Source organism: Microbacterium sp. AK031 (assembly GCF_024807145.1).
In the GTDB taxonomy this organism is placed as follows: Bacteria; Actinomycetota; Actinomycetes; order Actinomycetales; family Microbacteriaceae; genus Microbacterium.
Map to the genome: position 1 here is coordinate 217,099 of NZ_JANUCA010000004.1, position 19,015 is coordinate 236,113.

The following is a 19,015-nucleotide window of genomic DNA, read 5'->3' on the forward strand; positions in this document are numbered from 1 at the left end:
TCGTTACCGTGCGACACTCGGACCGATGCCACAGGTAAAGCCGCTGTCGGCGCCTGCGGTGATCTCGCAGAGCATTCGGTGTGCTTGAGCCGCCAGGTCGGGGCGCTGGTCCCACAGGTCGGTGGTCTCCTGCGGGTCGGCGTCGATGTCGTAGATGCGGCCAATGGGGTGCTTGGCGTTGTAGACAGTGCCGTCTTCCCGGCTACTGGCAGAGAAGATGGCACGGTTCGCTCCGCCGTCGTCCCTGATCCGTGCCGAGAAGCCGCGACCGGACTCCGTGCAGAAATTCACCTTGTACTGATCTATCCGCAGCGCGAACGCACCTCCCATGCTGTGGTGTACGACGGGCAGACCTCGTGGCCGCGGATCGGAACTGTCTAGTCGCGCGAAGATGTCAACGGCATCTTCTGCCGCGCCGCTCGAAGGCGACAGGCCGGCCGCCGCCAGAATCGTCGGATACAGGTCGGACAGGCAAATGAGATCGTCGCGCACGAGTCCCGCCTCCAAGCCGGCTGGCCAGCGCACAATGAGCGGCTCACGATGTCCACCGTCCCAGATGTCGCCCTTCTGCCCGCGGTACGGGCCATTTGGTCGATGATGCTCCGTGTCCCCATCCTCGGGGAAGATCATCGGCGCACCGTTGTCGCTGGTGATGATCACGATCGTGTCGTCGGCGATGCCGAGCTCGGCGAGCGTGTCGTCGATCTCCCCTACCATCCAGTCCACGAGACAGACCGCGTCTCCGCGCATCCCCGCCTGTGACAGTCCATGAAAACGTGCCGGTGGAACGCACGGACGGTGCGGCGCAGCTGTGGAGAGGAACAGGAAGAACGGCTCCTCCTCGCCAGCACACTCTTTCATCCAATCCACTGCCTCCGACGTGAATCGGAGGTCCGCCTCGTCATCACGCCACCCCTCCACCTTCAACCCAGGGTTCTGGCCGGCCATGTAGATGTCCCGCGGCAAGGTGGGCACACCGACCGTGCGGTCCTGCGACAAGAAGGCCGAGGGTGGCATGTTCAACGACCCCGCGATACCGAAGAACCGATCGAAGCCGAGGTCGCACGGACCACCTGCGAAGGGTTGCGCATGATCGATGTCCTCGACGGGATACTGATCAGGACGGTCGAGTATATCGAGATCGGCGTGCTCGCCGAACGCGGTCACCCGCGTGCCGTCGGTGCGCGTCCAATCCAGACCCAGGTGCCACTTCCCGAAGACCCCGGTCGAATAGCCGCTCGCCTGCAGTTCAGAAGCGATGGTGGGACGACTGGTTTCGATGATCGCCGGCGCGTAGCTATGCAGCACGTGCTGTTTCATCGGACTGCGCCACGCGTAGCGCCCGGTCAGGATCGAATAGCGGCTAGGGGAGCAAACCGCAGAGGACGAGTGCGCGTCAGTAAATCGCACCCCCGCGCTTGCCACCGCGTCCATACGCGGCGTCGAGATCGCACTCGCGCCATAGCAACCGAGGTCCCCCCAGCCCATATCGTCGGCGAGAATCAGAACGATATTGGGCTGCGCATTTCGTCGCGCATGGCGGTCCGTGGTCATGCGATTCATTCAACTTCCTATTCGATCGATCTGTGGGCGCTAGCCGGGGCGTCCGTGGGCGACAATCGGAAAGGTATCCGCGACGAGCCGCTAGTTGTTCGGCTCAGTCCGTCGCTCATCCTTTCTCCGCGTCGGCCAACTGACCCGACGTCAGAAAGCTCTGAGCGAAGAGAAAGACGAGCAGAATCGGTCCGACAGTGATTAGCCCCGCCAGCGCCGCCTCGGGGGCGTGGATCGGCAAAGTGGATTGTCCCGGTGACACATTGATCACACCGGTCGACTCCAGCAAGTTCTTCAGTCCGATCTGCAGAGTGAAGGTTCGATCATCTGCAAGCATGACAAAAGGAAAAAGAAGGCGGGCCACGCGGATTCAGCGACGGCCGGGTGTCCGTTCGACTACGTTCAGCGACGTCGAGAGGTACTCAAGTGTTCGCAAATTCTTCGCACGTACCTGGCGTCGTTCGCTTCGTCCCATCACAACCACACCCCCGAGCGTGCCACCTCTACCTGGCCCATCAACCTGCTCGAAAGGCTCATTGTCAGCGAACCCCTGCAACGCGATAAATGTCGTCGATCACTCGCATTGTCCGCACAGAGTCTTCGATTTCTGTCGCGAGCGACTCACCCGTGCGAAACGCATCGAGCACCGCGGCTAGTTGGTGATCGTACGTTTCCTGTCCGGCGACAGTCGACGTGTAGTCGAGACCGTCGCTCGTGACAACAATGGAATGACCTCCAGAAGGGAACACAAGATTGTCGACATGCAATGTCGCCTTCGAGCCCACAATATGCAGGAACGCGCCGAACTCGATGCCTGGGGCCATGCTTGCACCCAGGCTTGCTTCAATCCCATCGCCGAAGTCCAGCCGGGCGACTATCGACAGGTCCGCGCCCAATGGGTTCAATTCTGCGCTCGCCTCCAACACTGCTGGCTCGCCGAACAGCGAACGAAGCCAATGAAGGGGATAGCACCCGAGATCCATCAGCGCGCCACCGCCTAGTTCTGGCACATGACGGATCGATGAGCGATCAAACGGAATCTCCGCGTTGAACTCCGCGGTGACGGCATCGATGGAGCCGAGCTCGCCGGACGCAACGAACTCGCGCACCCACTGAAACAGCGGGTGGTAGTAGTCGTGAAACGCTTCTACGACGCGGCGCCCGGTGCGCTCCACCGCCTGAGCGACCGCACCTGCCTCAATGGCATTCATCGCGAAGGGCTTTTCGCACAGCACGTCCTTGCCCGCTTCTAACGCAGCGATCGTCCAACGCGCATGTTCCGAGGGTGGCAGCGCGATATAAACCAGATCGACTTCAGCGTCGTCGATCAAGGCCTGGTAGTCCGCATGCACCCGGGCGATGCCGTGGCGCTGCGCGTAATCTGAAGCTTCGCTCCGAGAGGCTACCGCCACGATCAATGCATCGGTGCGTCGCTTGGACGGGGTGATGATCGCGCGCGGTGCGATACCTGAAGCGCCTAGCAGCCCAATTCGCGTCACCGCAACTGATCCATCGACAGCCGTCTCATTCTTCACAGAGTGATTCCCTTCGGCGGGCCGAACTCTTGCCAGGCCGACTCCCATCCGACACCGATGGTGCCACTCGCGCGCACAAATCCGTCCGAGCCTACAACGCTTTCTCGCGCAACCTGGCGATGCGGAACGAGCGACTCGTAGTAGGTCGTGTTGGGGATCGCCATGCACAAATGCGTGTTCACCAAGCCGCCGCCATGAACCTCTGCACGAAGCAAGAACGAATCCGCGAGGTGCGCGATGCGCATCGCCCCAGTCACTCCTCCTTTGAGCGCCGAACTCGTACGAACAGCTGTTGCACATCCGGACGCGATGAAGTCGGCCGTGTTCATATGTGCACCGGGGCTGGTTTCTGCGATGAGCAGAGGAATCTCGACACGGCGCGCAAGCGCGGCGTAGGCCGAAACGCTGAACTCGCGCATCGGCTCCTCGTACCAGAGGTAGCCTTCATCAGCTAGCGCACGTCCTAGATAGACGGCATCAGCCAGGTCGAATCCAGCGGAGCCGTCATACATGAGATCCAGTTCGTCTCCCATGCGCGACCGAAGCGCCGCCGCGAGCGCAGCATCCTTTCGAGCGTGCCCCCAAGCATGGAGCTTGATCGCGGAGTACCCGAGCTCGCGGCATTGGTCTGCGACGTCCATGTACTCCGCAATGTCGCCAAACGTTGCTGTTGACGCGTACGCCGGTATCGCTTCTCGAAACGATCCCAGAAGTTTGTAAAGCGGTACTCCCGCCGCTTTCGCCCCGATATCCCATAGGGCGATGTCAACCGTTCCCATCAGGTGCAGCGGGATGTGTTCGATGCGGTCGATTTCCCACACCCGCCGCCATAGGTACTCTCGCGCCAGCGCATCATGGCCGATCAGCTCCGCACGCAAACGCCGATCAACGATGTCGTTCAAGATCACCCCTCGCTGGGCGAAGGCATACCCGCGTAGCCCTGACTCAGTGGTAAGCACAAGCCAGGCACCGACCCCCGCTGGATCCGAACCGGGCAGCCCGTCCCGCCAGAGGAATGACGGTGAAACGCCAGGAGACTGCACCATCACAACCTCTACCGAAGCGATGCGATCGGCTGACGAGCTTTCTTCTGCAGCTTCAACCACGAAGCCCTCCCCCCATTAGATCTGCGCTGCGGAGCACGGTCCGCTGAGCCACGATCAAGACGATCATGACGGGGGCCATCGAAATGATGGTTGCGAGAATCAGTTCGGGCAAGCCGACATCGGCGGCCTGGGCGGACAACGGGTTGAGCTGCGGGACGTTGCTCGCCAGTGTCGCAAGCCCGACGGGCAGCGGCTGCTGTGGACCTCCCAGCATGACGAACGGAAGGAAATACTCAGTCCAGTTGCGCATGAAGGCGAAGAAGGCGATCAGGACGACGATGGGCTTGGCCAGTGGCACCGCGACTCTCAGGAACACCTGAAACTCGCTGCACCCGTCAAGTCGCGCGGCCGAATAGATGTCTTTGTCTACCGTCGTGCTGAAGTAGATGAACGACATGTAGATACCGAAGGGGAAGACACCCAGAGGCAAGATGACCGAAAGTGGATGCCCGACAAGTCCGAGCGTCGTCATCTCGAGGAACAGCGGCAGCACGAGCGCCGACGCCGGCACAAGCATAAGCAGTAAGCTGACCATCAGTATTGCTTTGCGCCCGGGAAACTCTCGCGTTCCGAGTGCATAGCCCGCTGGTACCGTCGTGATGACCGCCAGGAAGATACCGCCGACCGTGAGCAGGACCGAGTTTCCGATCCAATCCGCGACGACGCCGCCGTCGTAGCCTTGCAGGTTTGCCCACGCGGTCGAGATATTCCCGAAACTGCCGAACGAGAACGGGAAATCGTTCTGCAGTTGCGCGTTGGACTTGGTGACCGCCAGCAGCAACCAGATGATCGGAATCAACGAGAAGGCTGCCCATGCGAGCAGCACGAACCATGCGACGGCGCGAGCTGTCGCCGGTCCGAACGGTGACTTCTTCCCCGTGTTTATCTCAGGGGGAGGAGTCCGGATGGACTCCGTTTTCATTGCATATGTCATGTCAGATCTCCACCCGGAACATGTCGGTCTTTCGCAGGACGACAGCGGCAAGAATTCCGGCGATGGCAAGCAGCTGGACGGACAGCGCCGCGGCTGCGGGAAAGTTTCCGTAGGTATAGGCGAACGTGTAGGTCAACTGCAGCGGAGAGAAGTCATCACCGATGGCTCCACCCGTCGCGCTGGCGAGGATCTGCGGCTCAACGAAGAGCTGTGTCGCCGCGGCGATATTGAGGATCAGTGTGTAGCCGATCCACTTTCTCAGCATCGGAAGCTTGATCTGCATGGCCGTGGTCCACGAGCCGGCGCCGTCGATTCGTGCAGCTTCCAGAATTTCCGCAGGGATGGATGTGAGCGCCGCATACATCAGCAGAATCGCATTCGCGGAGGTCCATACGGCGATCATCGCCAGCACCGGGGGGACGGTCGCTGGTGTGAGCACCTGGAAGATGTTCTCAAGTCCGAAGGCGTTCATGAGCCCGCCAACGGGACTCGTCGCCGGGTTCAGCATGAAGATCCACACCACGACTCCGGCCGCGCCGACGAGCGCCTGTGGCAGGTAATACGCGAACCGGAATCCGGAGCCAGCGCGCGCAGATCGCCCTTGCAGGAGTAGCGCGATGCCGATCGAAATGATCATCGAAGGCGCAATGAAGAAAAACGCGTAGATGCCGATATTCACGAACGCATCGGCATAGCGGAAGTCCTGAAATGTCTGCACGTAGGCGTCGAATCCCGCGAATCCCCCATCCGGTCCGCTGAACGAGATGACGACGGCATAGATCGCTGGCACAAGGCCGAAACCGATCACCAGCAGGAGATACGGCGCGAGAAAAAGGTAGGACGAGAGGGTTATCCCTCGCGAAGCGCCGCCCGGTGCCCTCCTTCCGCCACGTGTGGAACGCGCGAGCGCGGGGCCATGTGTCTCCGGCCCCGCGCTCGGCGCTACGGCGAGCGCGGGGCTCTGCGAGGTCGACATCATTCGACTTCCCAACCAGCAGCCTCAAGGTTCTGAACCAGTCGCGTCTCCCATTCCGGAACAGTCTCGGTCATCGACTTTCCTGTTCCGAGGGCTGCCGAAACGACCGAACGGTAAGTCTCAGAGTTGGCCTGCTTGTAGGTCAAGCCTGTCCAGATGCCATCGACCGCAGTCGCCAGCACCTCGTCGAGCGGAGTATCCACCGCGGTGAACGTGCCATCCTCGATGTTGCGGTCAAGCCAGGCGCCCTGCATCGGCTCGTACGAAGGCAACGTCGTGGAAGCCTCTGTGGCGAGGAAAGGTCCTGTTGTGACCCACGTCACCAAGTCAGCCGCCGCCTGCTGGTACTCGCTGTGGCTCGACACGACATACGCGCGGCCGCCGATGTCACCGGTGTGCGCCTCGGCATCGGCCTCCCACTTGGGAGGAGCTGCGAACGAAAGCGTGCCAGGAGCAGCGTCGAATGAGTTGGCGTAAACGTTCTGTCCGTACCAGATGGGCCCCATCATCATGAGGACCTTTTCAGGGGTGCCGTAGTCCTGTGCGAACTGGGGATCAACGACGGCCGTTCGGGCAAACGCATCGACCTCGAGCATGCTGTCGATCATTTCAGTCACTCGCGTGCAGTTCGGATCGTTCAGATCGACCGTCACGGTGTCCACACCGGTGAACTCCGGACCAGGGCACTCCGCTGCTGAGTAGTATGTCAAGTCGTCCCAAGGGTTGCTGGCGCTGCCGACGACGTAACCAGGGTGCTCTTCAGCCAGCTTCTCGCCAGTGGCTTGGAACTCTTCCCAGGTCGTGGGGACCGAGTATCCGAACTCTTTCATCAGGTTCGGGTTGTACCAGAGCACGCCCGGCGCGAAGTCACCTCGCAGACAGATGAGTTCGTCTCCCACCGTGCACGGATCAAGTGTTCCTTGCGAGAAGTCCCCAACGATTTCTGGGTCGACGAGCGACGTGAGGTCAAGCGCGAAGTCGTACGGGTCACCTGCAAGTGAACTCGCTGCAGATGCAGCAGTGGCAAGAACATCGGGCCATCCCTGGCCAGAAGTGTTGGCGAGCAAGATTTTCGATGCCAATTCGTCGGGAGAGCTATCGAGGGTCTCAATCTCCAGAGTCACCTCGGGGTGTGCCTCTTGATACGCCTCGAATAAGGGAAGGCGGATCGCATCGGTCCAGACGACGAGTGTGGCGTCTCCTTCAGCCTGGTCAACGGCTTCGGTCGTCGTGCCGCCGACTGCGCACCCGCTCAGTAGCGCGCCGATCGCAGTTGCGCTCAGCGTTGCGATAGCGACCTTTCGCCAGGACTTGTTGGATTGCAGTTTCTTCATGGCAGTTCCTCTTCGTTGATATCTGCAGGGATGACCCCAACGCTGGGATCGGTGTGATGTGTTGTCGTGGGTGTTGAGAGTCTGGTCAGGATTGGTGGAAACGTTTAAGTCGGCATGAAAATCGCTTCGACCTCCGGCCTATTGACCTCGAGAAACCACGTTTCAAGTTGCGCACGCATCGCTTCAACGCGACCCGGCTCCTCCTGAGCGAGATCGTTGAGTTCTAAAGGATCTATCGCCAGGTTGTAAAGCTCGGGGCACACCTCACCAGGCTGCACCCGCGGCATCGGTGGCAACGGGCCGGTGCGGATCTGGGAAAACTGCTCGGGCTCGTACCTCAGAGCACGATCCATCTCAAGGTCGTCCGGTGTCACATGCATTGCCGCCGTGATCTCGGGCAGCACGAGCTTCCAGTGCCCGTCACGCATCGCCGCGTTGCACACTCCAACTGGTCGATATCGATTCCATTGCCAGAAACGTTGTTCAGCAACTGCACCCGCGTCGCCACGCAGAATGGGCAACACGTTCTCACCGTCACGAGCGAGGTCGGCATTCACGGTCGACGTCTCCGTAGCCGCAAGGATCGTCGGGTACCAGTCTGTGAAGTGCACCATGTCATCGACACGGCGCCCACCTTCGATTCCGTTGGGCCAACGAACAATACCGGGCACACGAATCCCACCTTCGTAGGTATGTCCTTTCGAGCCGCGAAATCCGCAGTTGAAGCGGTCGGTTGCTTGTGGCCCGTGCCCCCGCATTTGCGGCCCGTTGTCGCTCGTGAACATGACCAGCGTGTTGTCGCGCAGGCCGAGTCGATCAAGCTCCGCCAGAACGCGAACGATTCCAGCATCCATCGCCTCGACCATCGCGTACAACGTGGCGACGGCAGGATTGTTGCCACGTTCTAGGTGCTTTTTATCTGTACCTTCGGGGGCCTGAAACGGTGCGTGCGGTGCGTTGTAGGCCAAATGCAAGTAAAACGGTTCGTCGCTGTGCGCCTGAAGAAAGTCGACTGCCTCATCTGTCCACACATCCGTGAGGTAGCGGCCGTCAGTGCGCACCGCTGTGCCATTCTTCTGAATGGTCCAGTCCCAGTAGTCCATCCAGCCGCCTTGGAAACCAACGAACTCACTGAATCCTCGATTCGTCGGGTGGTATTGATCATCGAGAGCACCGCTATGCCACTTTCCGATGAGCCCAGTCGCGTAACCGGACGTTCGAAGGCAGTCTGCGAGAGTGTCCTCATCTAGGGCGATTCTGTCCAGTCCGCGACCGTCAAGAGTGTCAATGGCACCGGTTCGATGCGAGTATCGTCCGGTGAGCAACGCAGCCCGAGCCGGTGCGCAGACCGGCGATGCTGAATAGTGCTGGCTCAGTTCGACACCCTCCCGGAACAAGCTGTCCAATCCGGGAGTCTCTGTCATTCCGAAGTTGAAGCAGCCGATGTCGCCAAAACCAAGGTCATCGGCCACGATCTGCAGGATGTTTGGACGACTCATAGCGGCGCTACCTCTCGTGCACCCGTGAGCTCGATTACTGACAGAACCGCATCGGGCTCGACCCCGGTCAGGCTCAAAACGGCGCCGCCTGGAGCATCATGCACCCCGAGCGAGGTGGCGCCCGCATCTGTCAGCAGCCGGGCAGAGTCGACCGAGACACCCGCCGGCAGCACCAGATCGCCCTGCACGGGCCAATTCTCCACGAGTAGGTAAACGTGATCGCTCGAAGCAGTGCTCCAACCCCACTCGAGTGCACGGAATGGACCGCGACGTGTTTCATAGATGGACGCACCACAGCGCTGCAACCAGCCTCCGATCGCCTCGAGCTCAGCGACCTGAGCCGAAGGTACGGCACCGTGGCTATCGGGCCCCACGTTCAGAAGCACGTTTCCGCCACGCGAGACGGCCTTCGCGATCGTCACGGCAATCTCTTGCGCGCTCTTCCACTCGGTATTGTCGGTGAACCCCCACGTGCCGTTGCCGGTGACTGGGGTTTCCCAGTCACCCGCTGGTTCGTCGGGCATCTCGTTGTCTCGCGTTTGACCGTAGTCCCCCAGTCCGTTGCCGACGCGTCCGTTGACGAGACAGTAGGGCTGCAGCTTGTGTACGTGCTCGACGAGATCGCGGCTCTGCTGCGCGGTGATCCCTTGGGGCGTATCGAACCAGATCAGCGCGATCTCACCGTAGCCAGTGAGTAGCTCCGTCAGTTGGGGCTTCACGTACTCCTGCAGATAACCCTCGAAGTCTTTTGTTTCGGGATCGAAATCCCAGTCGTTGCCCGCGGCATCCGGATGCGTCCAATCCTGGGTTTGTGAGTAGTACAGACCGAACTTGACGCCGCGCTCACGACACGCCTGTGAGATCTCCCCGACGATGTCACGCCCGAGGGGCGCTTCAACCGTTGAACTGAAAGTTGTCAGTTCGGTGTTCCACAAGCAAAAGCCGTCGTGATGCTTCGCAGTGAGAACCAAGTAGCGCTGCCCCGCACGCACGGCCAGGTCGACGAGCTCCGTTGCGTCGAAGTCGTTCGGGTCGAAAGAAGCGGCCAGTTGCTTGTATTCTTCGGCGGGAATCTTCATGTCGTGCATGATCCACTCCCCCATGTGGGGTGTGGGTTTTCCGTTCCAGTGCCCGGCGGGAATCGCGTAGACGCCCCAGTGCACGAACATCCCGAACCGGGCCTCGCGGAACCACCCCAGGGCGGGATTGCCCTGTGATTGCGGGTCCTGCGCGAAGGTGATCTGTCCAACATCTGGGATCTCGGTCATAGGGGTGTCCTCACTTTGGGGGCGATTAGTCTTGGTCAAAATTTCGGCATTCACGGATTCACCCTCCAAACGGCGCAAAGTGTGCGTCGCTGGTGGGCGCCAGGTCAGACGCGGAAAAGTACAGCGGCACCGGACGAGCATCTTCTGTGTTGATCGACCAATCCAGCAGCTGGTGCCGCATGTCTGCGATAACTTCTGAGAAGTCGGGATCGGCAGCCAGATTGTGCAGCTCAAACGGGTCCACTGCCAGGTCGTATAGCTCGTCGATCGGATCGAGCGGGTCGTAGATGTACTTCCACCGACTCGTGCGCACCATCTTTGGGCGACCTTCAGCCTCTGCCGCGCGCAAAAGTGGCCGAAGCGTGACGGGCAGAGCGCCTGCCGCATCAACGCCGGTGTGGTAAGTCATCGGTGTGGCCCCGGCACCGTACTCGGCAAAGACCGCGCTCCTCGGCTGCGTTGCGAGCTCAAGTCCTGGCAGATTCCGCCCTCTGCTCTCTTCGATCGTCTCCATTCCTGCCAAACGCGCAAGCGTCGGCATCACGTCGATCAAGCTCACGGGGTCATCCACTACGGTTCCGGCGCCAGCAGCGCCTGGAACGCTGATCAACAATGGAATCCGCGTGAGCGCATCGACAAGCGAATTGCATTTGACCATCAGTCCTCGCTCACCACCGAAATCACCGTGGTCCGATACGAAGACGACGATCGTGTCGCGATGCCGCCCGAACCGCTCGAGAGTGTCGAGAACACGCCCCACACAAGAATCAACGAAGCTGATCATGGCGTAGTACATCGCGACTGCCTCGCGCAACGCGCGGTCATCGATACCAGCGAAGCCGCACAACTCACGATAGAGCCGTCGACGCACTGGCTCGTCGGCTGCTTCTGTCGCTTCCCAGGCGGGGATCTGAATCTCGTCCGGGTCATACATCGAGGCGAACGGTTCGGGAGCATGATACGGCTCATGCGGCTCAGGCAACGACATCCAAAGCAAGAACGGCTCCGTCGTGGACTCAATGAATCGGCAGGACTCTTCGGTCACACGCGCCGCTGGGCAGTCTCCGGCTGCGAGGGGAGCTGTCCGCGCTTCCCAGAGCTGGGAATAGTTCGCGTCACTCATCCACCGCCGGAACCTCGTGTCGCGTTCATCGCCGCCGTCCGTGCGGCCGGTATGACTGAAGTCTTTGTAGACATCGAATAGTCGAAGGTCGTCTGCGCCGAAACAGTGATTCTTGCCCAGTAGCGCAAGGTTGTAGCCAGCGCGATGGAACGCACGCAAGTAGTTGTCTCGGTCGCGCGGAGCTGTCAGTTCGTTCGTTCGCACACCGTGATTGTGCGGATACGCGCCCGTCCATAGCGATACTCGGGAGGGGGTGCAGAGGGGGTGCGGCGTGAACGCCAGGTCATACCGAACTCCTTGATCAGCAAGACGATCGAGAGACGGCGCGAGCACATACGGGTTGCCATACTGAGGCAATGCTGTCGCCTTGAGCTGATCGGCCATGATCACAACCACATTCGGTCTCGACATGATCAGCTCACCTCCGAAGTGCACGCGTCGTTGACGGCAAACGCGCGCGTGATGTCAAGGTCGTCGTCGATGCTGAGTTGCCAACGTTCGATCTCATGCCGTAGCTCGTCTATCAGTTCTTTGTGCGCAACATCGCCGCTGAGGTCGTCGGTTTCCCACGGGTCAGCTGTCAGGTCAAACAGCTGAAAGCGAGACTGCTCGGGGTAGGCAATTAGCTTGTGCGAGCGCGTTCGCACCATCCGCTGGAGGTGTCGATACGCACCGAAGATGCTGGTATGTACCGAGTCAGCCGCACGGGACATGAGTGGGACTAGCGACGGAAACTCCACCGATTGCGGCGAGGGAACCTCAAGCAAATCGCAGACCGTCGGAAATATGCTGCTCTGATACACGAGAGCATCGAGGGTCTCACCCGTTGGAACGCCCGCACCCGCGAAAATGAGCGGCACCCTGACGGAATGGTCGTACTGATTCTGCTTTCCCATTAGTCCGTGCTCGCCGACCGCGAGGCCGTGGTCGCTTGAGAACACGATGATGGTGTCTTCTGTGAGTCCCCGCGCATCCACCGCTTCGAGGACGCGACCGATCTGCTGGTCGGCGTGGGTGAGAATCGCGTAATACTCGGAGCGGTGCAACCGGACTGCCTCTTCAGTGCGCGGGAAGGGCGCAAGTTGCTCGTCCCGAATCAGCGCGTCGCCCTGATCAAATGGATGCTGCGGCTGAAAGTTCGGCGGAACTTCGATGTCGTCGATGGGATAGAGGTCAAGGAACTCGGGATAGGTCTGCCGAGGGTCGTGCGGCGCGTGATACGCCAGGTGCAAGAAGAATGGCTGGTCTTCCGTTGCCGCATGCTCGATGAAATCGACAGCTGCGTTCGTCCATAGTTCACTGCTGTGCACGACCACGCCGTCGGCCTGCATCCAATGGCGCCCTTGACTAGTGTCGTCAGGTCGCCACGGGTTTCCCTCTGAAGGCCTTCTGTAAACGGGGTTATCCGGGCTGAACCCGTCGGCGTTAATGCCTCCGGCCCACGGTCCCACTTGGTCGTAGCTTCGATCGAGTGAGTTCCGACCGTTGTGCCATTTACCGGTGAAGAACGTCCGGTAGCCGCACTGACTGAGATGCTGACCGAGCAGCGAAGACTCTTCGAGCCGGTCGTGCGCGTGAAAGAGGCTCATCCCGGTGATAAGCATTGCCCGCGATGCCACGCACACCGCGGGCACCCATGAGCCCTGATTGAACGCGTGCGTGAAGGTGGTTCCACGACTGATGAGGGCATCGAGATTCGGCGTGTGGATTTCTGGATTATTGAGCGATCCGATCGTTCGGAACGCTTGATCATCCATGAATATCAAGACAACGTTGGGCCTGCGCACGCTCGGCTGCTTCGCACCGTTGGGCATCAGGATCAGTCCTCTCGCAGCGAGCGGCATCGCGCCTGCCGGGTTGATTGCGACAATCTTTGTCTTCAGTAGGTTGCCCAATCTAAACCGATAGATCAATCCCACTCAACTTCTAATTCGATAAAGTGTACTTATGGACCTTCGACAGATGCGCGCCTTCGTGGCACTCGCCGACAATCTGCACTTCGGTAGAGCGGCCGAGTCTCTAGGTGTTTCGCAACCCGCTCTGAGCCAGTTGCTGTCGAAGCTCGAGGCCGAGATGGGTGCCGAACTTGTCGTGCGCACGAGCCGCGAGGTGAGCCTTTCCCCCGTCGGAGAGCTGTTCTTGGAAGGTTGTCGTCGGACACTCTCAGAGGCTCTACGCGCTGAAGAGATCGTGCGTGACGCACCCCTCGGAATCAACGCTCATCTGGTCATCGGCACGCTGGGCGCAGGGGCCAACGGCCCGTTGCCCGAGATGATCTCAGGTTTCCGCGCAACAACCCAGGGACTCGTCGTGGAACTGCACCATCACTCCAACAGCGCCACCCTTGAGCGAGAGATTCTCGCCGGCTCCCTAGACCTCGGAGTTGTTCGGTCAATAAGCAATGAGCAACTCGTCGCCTCTCGCAGGTTGTTGGACGAACAGTTCGTCGTCTACCTGCCTGACTCCCATCCGCTCGCGGCCCGAGAGCGCGTTCGTCTTCACGAATTGGCAGCGGAAGACTTCATTCTCTGGCCGCGCTACCACGGCCCCTCTTATTACGACCTCATCATCTCGGGGTGCCAGCGGGCTGGCTTTACCCCCCGCATCACCGGCTACGGAACCTCGCTTGAGTCACAGTTGGCTCTCGTTGCCGCCGGAATTGGTGTCACACTGCAGGCCGAGAGCAACAGCTCAATCATTCGTGCCGGAGTGCGCTGCATCCCTCTTGCCGCCGATCTCGATGCGACACTCTGGCTCGCGTATCGCCGCTGGCACAGGCCGCCCATCGTCGATCGTTTCCTTGCGGATTCACCAACTGTTGAACAGCGAATTCGCCAGTGGGGCAGCCACGCGTCAACTCAGGGCGCGGGCTTATAGCCGCGCACCCAGTGACCGCATCGTCACCCTGGCGCACATCGGAAAACGCGAAACGCAGCCGGGGTCTATGCCGGCAACTATGTGCTCTTGGGCAATGGTCGAGATTTCCGGCCGGTCGGGGACACCTATCGCCTCACCCACACCCGACGACTCACCGACCCGGTCTGACCCGAAACTTAGTAGATCGTCCCCATCGCTTCGCGCACCTGTGCCAGGGTTGCCTCCGCCGAAGTGTTCGCAGCCGCATTGCCGTGGCGAAGAATCGCACGCACGAGATCCTCGTCCGCGGCGAAGGCTTGCGCCTCACGCGCAACGGTTCCAAGAAGTCGTTCACGGCTGTCGCTGTCATGGCTTTCAGGGCGTTACTGCCGCCATCACCGATCTCGTCGGCTAACTCGGTGGGCTCGACACCGAGGCACAGCGCGGCCGTCGACAACAGCGCGGAGACGCCAGGCCTGCCCTCGGGATCGAAACTGATCCGCCGGTCCTGATCGGTCCGAGTCTGACGAATCACCGCAACTGTCTCGTCCGGTGTCATCGATAACGCGATCGCGTTCCCGTAGCTCTTCGACATCTTCCGACCGTCCAAGCCTGGAACCTCGGGCGTCGACGTGAGCAACGCATCCGGAACGGGGAAGACATCCCCATACCGCTCGTTGAACCGTCGGGCGATCACGCGAGTCATCTCCACATGCGGGAGGTTGTCCTTGCCGACGGGCACGAGATTGCCTTTGCAGAACAGAATGTCGGCCGCCTGGTGTACCGGATAGGTCAAGAGCAACCCGCTCAACGCGCGCCCGGACGCCGCGAGTTCCACTTTGACGGTCGGATTGCGATGCAGTTCGGCCTCGGAGACCAAGCTCAGGAACGGCAGCATCAACTGATTCAGCGCCGGCACTGACGAGTGGGTAAAAATGGTCGTCCGTTCTGGGTCGATGCCTGCGGCGAGATAGTCGAGCACAGCACTATAGACGTTCTCGCGAACGTGAATCATCGTGTCTCGGTCGGTGATGACCTGATAGTCAGCGAGCACGAGGAACATCTCGACACCGGCCTGCTGCAGACGCACCCGTTCCCTGATGGTGCCAAAGTAGTGGCCCAGATGCAGCGGCCCGGTCGGCCGTTCACCCGTGAGGACTCGAAACTGTTCGGGGTGCTCGGCCACGAGTGCCGCGACCTCTGCCGAGCGTTGCGCAGTTGCGATGAAGGACTCCATTTGTGTCTCCCGATGATTGGGAGCTACACGGAGTACTCGGGCCGTTCCACGAGCTGCCGTGCAGCCCGTGGACATACTTCAACCGGCTGCTATCGCAGCCACCACCAAGCGGAACGGTTGAAGTTCATGAACGAGATACTACCGCAGCCCGGAACCAAGACCAGAACACACAGAGCCATTCCGCCTTCCAGGTATTCCGCAAGCGGAGCGGACTCAGGCGCGACGCGAATCGATAGCTAGCGAGGGCCTTGCGGCAGTGGCACCTGTCCCGCACAATGGGATACCCCCCTACGGTACCTAGTAGCGGCCTAGCGGAAACTACTTGATAACTAGTGAAGGAGCACAGCGTGGCCGACAACGACGAGAAGATCTCATTGGCGGGATCAATCTCACTCGGCACGGGAGTGATGATCGGCGCCGGGATCTTCGCCCTCGTCGGGCAGGTCGCGGGGTTCGCAGGCGACTGGTTCCCGATGGCATTTCTGGCCGGCGCCGGCGTGGCAGCGGCGAGCTCGTACGCGTATGCGCGCTATTCGAGCGTCAATCCGTCTGCGGGCGGAATAGCGATGTTATTGAAGGATGCATACGGCTCAGGTGTTGTCGCGGGTTCCTTCACACTCTTTATGTACGTCTCGATGGTGACCGCGGAGAGTTTGTTGGCTCGCACGTTCGGCACGTATCTTTTGCGACCATTCGGATTGCAAGACTCAGTTGCGCTGGTACCGATTCTCGGCGTCGTTGCGATCGCCGCGGCGGCTATCGTGAACCTCGTCGGAAACTCCCTTGTCGAGAAATCGGCAATGAGCACGGCCATCGTCAAGATCATCGGCATTGCAGTCCTCGCCATCGCGGGCCTGGCCGCGGCCGCTGTGGCGGGCGACGGCATCTTCGCGAAGTCCTCTGGCAATCCAGTAGATCCGTTCGGATTCCTTGCTGGTATCGCCTTGTGTGTGCTGGCATACAAAGGGTTCACGACCATCACCAATCAGGGTGACGATATCCGTGATGCCAAGCAGAACATCGCCCGCTCGATCATCATCTCGCTCGCCATATGCGCAGCGCTCTACCTGCTCATCACCCTGTCCGTCGCCGCGAGCATCGGCGCTGAAGGCGCCGCCAACGCCCGCGACTACGCCCTCGCCGAAGCAGCCGAACCTCTCTTCGGTGCATGGGGTGTGGGGCTCACCGTGGTCATCGTCGTCGTCGCAACACTCTCGGGATTGCTCGCGAGCCTGTTTTCGGTGTCGCGGTTGTACGGGATGCTGCAAGACATGGGCCAGGCCCCATCACTGCCGAAGAAAGTCACACATCAACCGCTGCTCATCACGGCCGGTCTCGCCATCATGGTCACCGCACTGCTGGACTTGAGCCAGATTGCCTCCATGGGCGTGATCCTCTACCTCACCATGGACATCGCCGTGCAGTGGGGAGTTATCGCTCGTCTACGCGAAAAAATCCACGCGAAATGGCTACTACCCGCGTTGACCATCGCATCCGACATAGCCATCCTGGTGCCCTTTACGGTGCTCAAGGCCCACTCAAGCCTCCCAACGGTCATCGTCGCCGCCTGCGTCGCCGCGGCAATCTTCGGGGCGCAAGCAATTGTGGTCGCCCGCCGCGATCGCGCAACCTGATACTGCAAGCTGAAGCATTGGTCGCACATCTGTGCAAATCACGGCAGGAGATGAATGAGTTGGTGCGCCCAACGCAGGCTACAGGCGCGGTCACACAGGCCTAAATCTCCCCCAGCACCTGATGCAGTCGCATCACCATTTCGGTGACCTGCGCGTCGTCGACCATGTATCGAATCCGGTGGCCGCGGATCGCAACGTCACGCTGGGGTCAGCGATGCTGAGCCCAGCATCCATCAGCCTCTCGATGCCGTTCGCGACGGTCATCTTGGGGACTTCGAGAGCCTCGGCGATCTCTGCCCGCGTGAGGCCGGGGTTCTTCCGCAGGTGGCCGATGAGGGACGCCTGCATCATGTTCGCGAGGGTCTCAATGGGGTCCTCCACATAGCCACTGTTTACGGGACGGGCATATCGAGGCACCAGCCCGATGGCATCGGAAACTACTCCAGCATCGATAAGAGTGCGCCACCGTACAAGGGTGAAATCAGCAAGGGTGTTGCACCCCTCAACAAAAGAAGGTGCACCACCCTGACATTTCGGGGGACACCTGGGGGGACACTTGGCTCAATTGGAATGCAATTCCGCAGCCATGCCCCTAATAGGATCAACGCAGAAACCCCCGTTTTACCGGGGGTTTTTCGGCGGAGACGAGGGGATTTGAACCCCTGGACCCCTTGCGAGGTCTCCACCTTAGCAGGGTGGTGCACTAGGCCGGACTATGCGACGTCTCCATGCATCCGACTCGAAGAGCACGAACGCGTGCTTCCATCATAACGGGTCAGCGGAACCGGAACGAACCAGGCGTCCGTTGACCGGCAGCGATGAAGCATGGAGGCTGCTGCGCGCGTACCGGGCACCCAACCAGGACTCGATCCGCTCGACAGCATCCGCAACCGGCATTCCGATATCCACGACCAGGCCGCCCTCGTCCGGCTGCAGCGCCTCGAGCGTTGCGATCTGAGAATCGAGCAGAGCGGCCGGCATGAAATGGCCAGGTCTCTGTGCCGCACGCAGCAGCAGCGCCTCCCTGTCTCCGTGCAGGTGCACGAAGACAGCATCCGGTGCCTCGGCGCGCAACCGGTCACGGTAGCTGCGCTTCAGCGCAGAGCACGCGATGACCACGTTGCCACCGGGCCTCGCCAATCGTGCTCCGACGACGTCGAGCCATGGCATCCGATCGGCGTCGTCGAGCGGCATTCCCGCCGACATCTTGCGCACATTCGCTTCCGGATGCAGATCATCGGCATCCACATACTCGGCACCCCTCTCCGTCGCGAGCGCCTCCGCCAGAGTGGACTTGCCCGAGGCGGAGACGCCCATCACGACGACAGGTGGATCACCAGTCATGGATGGTGCCGTCGGCGAGGCGGTTGTAGGGCAGGTAGGCCTGTTCATACGGGTACTTGCCCGCCTCGTCGACGTCGAGTGTGACGCCGAGCCCCGGCTGGTCGCCCGGGTGAAGAAGGCCGTTCTCCCAGGTGAAGGACTGCTGGAAGACCTGGTTCGTCCTATCACCGTGCGGCATGTACTCCTGGATGCCGAAGTTGTGGATGCTGAGCCCGAGATGCATCTGCGCGGCCATGCCGACCGGCGAGATGTCCGTCGGCCCGTGGAAGCCCGACTTGATCTGATACTGCGCCGCATAATCGATCGTCTTCTTCAGCGCCGTGATCCCACCCATGTGAGTGACAGCGCCACGCACATAGTCGATCAGCTGCTCACGGATCAGGTCCTTGAAGTCCCACACCGTGTTGAAGACCTCCCCGATCGCCAACGGCGTCGTCGTGTGCTGACGCACCAGACGCAGCGCCTCCTGATTCTCCGCCGGCGTGCAATCCTCCAACCAGAACAGGTCATACGGCTCCACGTCCTTACCCAGCCGTGCGGCCTGGATCGGCGTCATCCGATGATGCCCGTCATGCAACAACGGCAACTCCGGCCCGAACTCACCCCGCACAGCCT

The 19,015-nt window shown here is 60.7% G+C and carries 16 protein-coding genes, 1 tRNA gene and 1 pseudogene; 2 read left to right on the plus strand and 16 right to left on the minus strand.

Annotated elements, in window-relative coordinates:
• Positions 1–3 precede the first annotated feature (3 nt).
• The 11 genes from HDC95_RS10490 to HDC95_RS10540 all read right to left on the minus strand — a co-directional run bounded on the left by HDC95_RS10490 (position 4) and on the right by HDC95_RS10540 (position 13,248).
• The gene (locus HDC95_RS10490; protein ID WP_259063405.1) at positions 4–1,554 is read right to left on the minus strand and encodes an arylsulfatase; all 1,551 of its coding nucleotides are present in this window, start codon (positions 1,552–1,554) and stop codon (positions 4–6) included.
• Between the two features lie 115 nt (positions 1,555–1,669).
• Positions 1,670–1,891 (minus strand): hypothetical protein, encoded by a 222-nt coding sequence (locus HDC95_RS10495; RefSeq protein ID WP_259063406.1) that lies wholly within the window; start codon positions 1,889–1,891, stop codon positions 1,670–1,672.
• A 202-nt stretch (positions 1,892–2,093) separates the two neighbouring features.
• Complete coding sequence (locus HDC95_RS10500) at positions 2,094–3,089, minus strand: Gfo/Idh/MocA family protein (RefSeq protein WP_259063407.1); 996 nt, start codon at positions 3,087–3,089, stop codon at positions 2,094–2,096.
• Positions 3,086–4,135 (minus strand): enolase C-terminal domain-like protein, encoded by a 1,050-nt coding sequence (locus HDC95_RS10505; protein ID WP_259063429.1) that lies wholly within the window; start codon positions 4,133–4,135, stop codon positions 3,086–3,088. The genes HDC95_RS10500 and HDC95_RS10505 overlap by 4 nt, the downstream gene beginning before the upstream one ends.
• Positions 4,136–4,187: 52 nt before the next feature.
• Positions 4,188–5,129 (minus strand): carbohydrate ABC transporter permease, encoded by a 942-nt coding sequence (locus HDC95_RS10510; RefSeq protein ID WP_259063408.1) that lies wholly within the window; start codon positions 5,127–5,129, stop codon positions 4,188–4,190.
• 1 nt (position 5,130) lies between these two features.
• Positions 5,131–6,108 (minus strand): carbohydrate ABC transporter permease, encoded by a 978-nt coding sequence (locus tag HDC95_RS10515; RefSeq protein WP_259063409.1) that lies wholly within the window; start codon positions 6,106–6,108, stop codon positions 5,131–5,133.
• Positions 6,105–7,439: an ABC transporter substrate-binding protein gene (locus HDC95_RS10520; protein ID WP_259063410.1), complete on the minus strand. Its 1,335-nt coding sequence runs from the start codon at positions 7,437–7,439 to the stop codon at positions 6,105–6,107. Before HDC95_RS10520 ends, HDC95_RS10515 begins: the two co-directional genes overlap by 4 nt.
• Positions 7,440–7,543: 104 nt before the next feature.
• Positions 7,544–8,938, minus strand: coding sequence for a sulfatase-like hydrolase/transferase (locus HDC95_RS10525; protein ID WP_259063411.1), 1,395 nt, complete (start codon positions 8,936–8,938; stop codon positions 7,544–7,546).
• On the minus strand, positions 8,935–10,206 hold the full coding sequence (locus tag HDC95_RS10530; protein ID WP_259063412.1) for an alpha-L-fucosidase: 1,272 nt from the start codon (positions 10,204–10,206) through the stop codon (positions 8,935–8,937). Before HDC95_RS10530 ends, HDC95_RS10525 begins: the two co-directional genes overlap by 4 nt.
• Positions 10,207–10,264: 58 nt before the next feature.
• Entirely contained in the window at positions 10,265–11,740 is a 1,476-nt protein-coding gene (locus tag HDC95_RS10535) for a sulfatase-like hydrolase/transferase (RefSeq protein WP_259063413.1), read from the minus strand.
• A 2-nt stretch (positions 11,741–11,742) separates the two neighbouring features.
• Complete coding sequence (locus tag HDC95_RS10540; protein WP_259063414.1) at positions 11,743–13,248, minus strand: sulfatase-like hydrolase/transferase; 1,506 nt, start codon at positions 13,246–13,248, stop codon at positions 11,743–11,745.
• A gap of 28 nt (positions 13,249–13,276) precedes the next feature.
• On the opposite strand from HDC95_RS10540, the gene HDC95_RS10545 reads away from it, so the two are divergent.
• Complete coding sequence (locus HDC95_RS10545) at positions 13,277–14,206, plus strand: LysR substrate-binding domain-containing protein (protein ID WP_259063415.1); 930 nt, start codon at positions 13,277–13,279, stop codon at positions 14,204–14,206.
• A 176-nt stretch (positions 14,207–14,382) separates the two neighbouring features.
• On the opposite strand, the pseudogene trpS reads toward HDC95_RS10545, so the two are convergent.
• A pseudogene (gene trpS / locus HDC95_RS10550) lies at positions 14,383–15,422 on the minus strand (tryptophan--tRNA ligase).
• A gap of 347 nt (positions 15,423–15,769) precedes the next feature.
• On the opposite strand from trpS, the gene HDC95_RS10555 reads away from it, so the two are divergent.
• Positions 15,770–17,056: an APC family permease gene (locus HDC95_RS10555; protein ID WP_259063416.1), complete on the plus strand. Its 1,287-nt coding sequence runs from the start codon at positions 15,770–15,772 to the stop codon at positions 17,054–17,056.
• Between the two features lie 132 nt (positions 17,057–17,188).
• On the opposite strand, the gene HDC95_RS10560 is transcribed toward HDC95_RS10555, so the two are convergent.
• The 4 genes from HDC95_RS10560 to HDC95_RS10575 all read right to left on the minus strand — a co-directional run.
• On the minus strand, positions 17,189–17,437 hold the full coding sequence (locus tag HDC95_RS10560) for a helix-turn-helix domain-containing protein (RefSeq protein WP_259063417.1): 249 nt from the start codon (positions 17,435–17,437) through the stop codon (positions 17,189–17,191).
• A 258-nt stretch (positions 17,438–17,695) separates the two neighbouring features.
• Positions 17,696–17,784: transfer RNA gene (locus HDC95_RS10565), tRNA-Ser, on the minus strand.
• Between the two features lie 37 nt (positions 17,785–17,821).
• The gene (locus tag HDC95_RS10570) at positions 17,822–18,400 is read right to left on the minus strand and encodes a gluconokinase (protein WP_259063418.1); all 579 of its coding nucleotides are present in this window, start codon (positions 18,398–18,400) and stop codon (positions 17,822–17,824) included.
• Positions 18,390–19,015: enolase C-terminal domain-like protein (locus HDC95_RS10575; RefSeq protein ID WP_310503251.1), on the minus strand; the 626-nt coding region annotated here is incomplete at its 5' end. The genes HDC95_RS10575 and HDC95_RS10570, both read right to left, overlap by 11 nt.